We start from the raw sequence: 4,944 nt of genomic DNA on the forward strand, positions 1-4,944 counted from the left end.
AACAGATGAACGATGCCATCAAGAGCAGCGCCATCACGGCCCTGGGGCCCTCCTTCGTGGTGCTGAGCTCCATGATCGCGCTGCTGGTCTCGGTGGGCGGTCCCATGGCGTGGATGCGGCTCTCCTTCATCGGCTCGGCGCAGTTCGAGATGATGGCGATGAATTTCGGTACTCAGGCCGTCGGCGTCACCGTAGGGCAGGACCCCATGACGCTCATGGCCTTCGCCAATGCCGTCTGGACCATGACCCTGGGGTCCATCGGATGGATCCTCGTCGCCACCCTCAGCGCGGACAAGATGGAGAAGGTTCAGCAGAAATTCTCCGGCAACGACACCGCCCTGATGGGCGTCATCGCCACGGCGGCGGTGCTCGCCGCATTTGGGGCCAACAGCGCGACCCACCTCGTCGCCCTCAACAAAAACACCGTCTCCTGCGTGGTGGGCGGACTCATCATGCTGATCCTGGGGCCCCTGGCCGATCGGAAGAACATCAAATGGCTGAGGGAATGGGCCCTGTTCTTCGCCCTGATGGGCGGGATGCTGGTCGCGGTCCTCTGGCCGTAGGGCGCCGGACGATATCGATCTCGGGAGGTCGAAAAAATGAACGAGAAAAGTTACGACAACGATTATCTGCCCAGCATCATCCGATGGGGGCGCATCACCAACTTTGCCGGCATCCTTCTGGCCTTTGGGCCGGCGCTGGTCCTGCTGGCCGTGTTCGGCGTCATCCCTCCTCTCTCCGCCATCGTCAACGGGTTCATCGGCATCGCCTCGGCCGTGGGCGTGGTCTGGATCGTCGAGCCCATCTCCTATTTCCCCATCATCGGCGTCAGCGGGACCTACATGGCCTTCATCTCGGGCAATGTGGGAAATCTGCGCATCCCCTGCGCCATGGTGGCCCAGAAGATCGCCGGGGTGGAGCCCGGCACCCGTGAGGGCAGCATCGTGGCGACCCTGGGGATGGCCGTCTCGATCGTGATCAACACCATCTTCCTCACCGCGGGCGCGATCGCCGGGGCCCAGATCCTCCAGCAGCTCCCCCAGCCCGTCGTGAAGGCTCTGCAGCTCCTGCTCCCCGCCCTGTTCGGAGCGGTCTTCATGCAGTTCGCGCTGAAGAAGCTGAAGCTGGCCGCCATCGTCCTGCTGATCTCCATCCTCCTTGTCCTGGGCGTGAAGTACAAACTGTATCCCGCCTTCGTCTCCACCCTGGGGGCCGTCTTCGTCAGCATCGCCGTGGGGGTGTTTCTTCACAGGAAGGGGCTGCTCGAATAACGCCCGGCATGGTGCGGGGGTATTGAGCGTCGTTGGGCACGAAGAGGAAGGGGACGGCGAGGATGGACAAGACGAAGATGGATAAAAAAGCGATTTTGACCTGTATCGACGAGAACCGCGCTTCCTTCGAGGCGCTGGCCCTGGAGATATGGGGTGCTCCCGAGCTCGCCTATCAGGAGCACGAGGCGTCCAGGCTCCAGATGGAGTTCCTTCGGCAGCGCGGCTTCGAGGTCACCCGGAAGGGGGACATGCCGACCGCCTTCATGGCGGAGTGGGGAAACGGCGGGCCGACCATCGGCATTCTGGGCGAGTACGACGCCCTGGCCGGGATGTCCCAGACCGTGAGCGCCAGCATCGAGCCCGCGGCTCCGAAGGCCCCGGGGCACGGCTGCGGACACAATCTGCTGGGCGTCGGCGGGCTGCTGGCTGTATGCGCGGTGAAGGAGGCCCTTGCCGCCCATGGGGTCAAGGGCACGGTGCGCTATTACGGCTGTCCCGCCGAGGAGGTCCTGACCGGAAAGGGCGATATGACGAAGGCCGGATACTTTCTGGACGGGACGGACGTGGCGCTGACCTGGCACCCGAACGACAGCAGTTCCGTCACCGCCGCCACCCTGACCGCAATGGTCTCGGCGAAGTTTCGCTTCAAGGGGATCTCCGCCCACGCCGGCGGCGCCCCCGAGGCCGGCCGCAGCGCCCTGGACGCGGTGGAGCTGATGAACGTCGGCGCCAACTACCTGCGGGAGCACATGGTCGCGCAGGACCGCCTGCACTACATCATCACGAATGGAGGGCTCGCCCCCAACATCGTTCCGGCCGAGGCGGAGGTCTGGTACTTCGCCAGGGCCCCGCACGACGGCGAGCTGGCCTCCCTCTGGAGGCGCCTGGTGAAGGTGGCGAAGGGCGCGGCCCTGATGACCGAGACCGATGTGGAGATCGAACTTCTGGGCGGCTGCTACAACACCCTGCCCAATCTGGTCCTGAACGGGGTCCTGGAGGAGAATCTGTGCGGATTCGCCGGACCCGTCTCCTACAGCGAGGAGGAGAGGCGGTTCGCCCTCGAGATTCAGAACTCCCTTCCCGCGGGGCAGCGCGACGCCGCCCTGAGCCGGATGCCCGAGGGAAGCGAGACGCTCCTGAACGCGACCCCCCTGCCCTGCTTCGACGCGGGGCGGTTCGTGATGGCCTCGTCCGACGTCGGCGACGTGGCGAACATCATGCCGACCTCCATGGTTTGGGCGGCGACGTGGCCCCTGGGCGTTCCGCCCCACTCCTGGCAGGCCGTGGCCTGCGCGGGAAGCTCTTTGGGGCTCAAGGGCATGGTCCTGGCGGCGAAGACCCTCGCGGGGGCGGTCTACGACCTGGTGTCCGACCCCGACATCGTCCGCAGGGCCAGGGATGAGTTCGACGCGCGGCGAAGGGGAAAGACCTACCGCCCCATCGGGGAGCTTCTGAGTTCGGACGACGCGAAATAGGCCCCGTTCGGCAGGGCGCCCGTGGGGAGCTCCGTCCCCGCGGGCGCTTTTCGATGTTCCGTCGATCCCGTCTCCGGCTGGAGGGCCGCTTCTATTCGGAGGGCCGTTCCTTCCGAATCTTGTAGAGCAGCATCTTCGCGCCCCTGGCCAGCGGGGGGATGAGGTTGAACAGGACGGCCCAGCCCCAGCGGCGCAGCTCCTGGTTCAAATAGTACTCCGCCTCCCCAAACTTCAGCGCGGGGTCCCAGCTCTCGATGTCCCTGAGGCCGCCGAGCCCCCAGTGGAACCGCACGTCGTCCCCGTACTCCCGAATCGAGTCGTGCATCTTGGAGTTTCGGGCCATCCAGGGCGAGACCGCGTCGAAATGCAGCTCGCCGCCGGGGAAGCGCTGGGCCAGGTTCCGGAACAGCCCCTGGATGTCCGGCTCCTGCAGGTACATCAGCACCCCCTCCATGATGAAGGCGAAGCGGTGTCCCGGATAGCGCTCCAGCAGTTCGTCCATCCACGCCGTCTCGAACATCGAGGCGCCGATCTGCGGGTTGCGCTCCGAGCCCGGAAGGAAACGCTCCCTCACGGCCATGACGTCCGGCAGGTCCAGGTCCACCTGGACGCCCTTGCCCGAGTCCGTCCGCAGGAAACGGTCGTCCAGCCCGCAGGCCAGATGGACGACCACGGGCCTGTCCCATTCCGCAAGGATGCGCCGCGTCTGGCGGTCGAAGCGGCGCACACGGATGACCGTCCCCACCTGCGACATCCTCTTGTTCCGGAAGCGGGACATGTCCACGCCGAGCTTCTCCAGGATCTCGATCGCCTTGGGGTCCTCGATGATACGGTCGGGGCGCTTCGTCTCCTGCGCCTTGAAGTACAGCGTCAGGAGCGCCGTCTCCGAGATGGGGCTCCTGAAATCGAGCTCACCCTGCGCTTCCCTGTTCTCATCCATATTTTGATCGACCATATTTGAACCAACCTCCTTTGCCATGGGCGCCCAAAACGGAAGCCCCTTCATGTTCGACTGATACAACACTGATGAGGCTAATACTTCTTTTCGGGAAAGTCAACACCGGTTCGATTTCCCGGGCGCCGTGGCGATCCGGTTGCAACAGGCCCGTTCCCGAGACGCCGTTCTGCGCGGAAGGTTCTTTTCATGGCCCGAACATGCTAAACTCGCTTATGGCGTAACCTGCCGGGAGCGGGGTACGCGGGGCACGATCCCCAATATCGGCGACCGAAGGAGTGACAAAGATGAACGAAGCGTGGAACGCGCCGGAAAACGGGTATTCCATCAGCCGACTTGCGCTCTGGGCGTGGATACTCTCGTTTGGCTGCACATTGGGGGGCGCCTTTGTGAGAATTGCCTTGCGGTTCCAGGGCGGGAAGCAAGGCGTCTGGCCGCTGTCCGTCCTGGCGGCAGCCGCCGCGGCCGCCTTTCTCCTGAACCTCCGGCGAGGCCGTCGTGCGGCCCTGGCCCTGAGCATTGGGGTTGGCGTCTATGAGCTTTTGAACCAAGGGCTCTACCTCTACTCGTTCTACTTCGCCAACGAGGACCCGGAGTCCCTGCGAAGGATGCTCCGCCTGCTGACCTCGGGGCATTGGTGGGTCTATCGGTGCCTTTGGCTTCCCCTCCTCGCAGGCGGCTATCTGGCGCTGCGCCGGAACCGACGCGCCTGGCCGCTGCTCTGCATCGGTGCAGCGGGCGCTCTGTACCAGCTTGCCGATCTCCCTTTCCTGCGATATTTCCTGACGTATTCCCCGCAGTATGGAGAACTGCGGTTCTCAACTATGACGGTGTTCGAGGCTTTTGAGGTCATGGGCTACGCTTCCGCCATCGCCGCGTTCCTGTTTGCGTACCTGGACGCGCGTTCTTCGAGGCCGGTGCGGTTCGGTGAGCTTGGATCCGGCGAGCTCGAATCCGAGGCGGGCGGCGGCCTCCCGGGGGCGTCGACGCTCCGAAGGAGGCTCCGACGGCTGCTTCTGGCGAGCACGGTCCTCGTCTGCCTCAACGAGTTCTTCGGCACGGGCACTTTCCTGAGCGTACTCCTGAGGATGACGGCATACGACAGCATCGGCAGGACGGGCACTCACCTGCTCGCCTGTCTTCTGCCCTGCGCCGCATACCTCTACAGCCTGGCTCCGTTCGCCTCGCCGAGGGTCCTCATGGCCTATGCCTACTATGAGGCCTTCGTGCACGCGGCATGGTC

Annotated in this window: 5 protein-coding genes; 4 read left to right on the top strand and 1 reads right to left on the bottom strand. The window is 64.6% G+C overall.

Annotated elements, in window-relative coordinates:
* The 3 genes from Q0176_RS08655 to Q0176_RS08665 form a co-directional block, all read left to right on the top strand.
* On the top strand, positions 1 to 563 hold a 563-nt coding region (locus Q0176_RS08655), incomplete at its 5' end, for a DUF5058 family protein (RefSeq protein WP_299301603.1).
* A 36-nt stretch (positions 564 to 599) separates the two neighbouring features.
* A complete protein-coding gene (locus tag Q0176_RS08660) occupies positions 600 to 1,271 on the top strand; it encodes a hypothetical protein (protein WP_299301605.1) in 672 nt (223 codons plus the stop codon).
* Between the two features lie 62 nt (positions 1,272 to 1,333).
* Complete coding sequence (locus tag Q0176_RS08665; protein WP_299301608.1) at positions 1,334 to 2,746, top strand: amidohydrolase; 1,413 nt, start codon at positions 1,334 to 1,336, stop codon at positions 2,744 to 2,746.
* A 91-nt stretch (positions 2,747 to 2,837) separates the two neighbouring features.
* On the opposite strand, the gene Q0176_RS08670 is transcribed toward Q0176_RS08665, so the two are convergent.
* Positions 2,838 to 3,701 carry a class I SAM-dependent methyltransferase gene (locus tag Q0176_RS08670; protein ID WP_299301610.1) on the bottom strand — a complete coding sequence of 288 codons (864 nt, stop codon included), beginning with the start codon at positions 3,699 to 3,701 and terminating at the stop codon, positions 2,838 to 2,840.
* Between the two features lie 287 nt (positions 3,702 to 3,988).
* Here Q0176_RS08670 and Q0176_RS08675 point away from each other — a divergent pair.
* On the top strand, positions 3,989 to 4,944 hold a 956-nt coding region (locus Q0176_RS08675), incomplete at its 3' end, for a hypothetical protein (RefSeq protein ID WP_299301613.1).

The organism is uncultured Fretibacterium sp. (assembly GCF_938040765.1).
GTDB lineage: Bacteria > Synergistota > Synergistia > Synergistales > Aminobacteriaceae > CAJPSE01.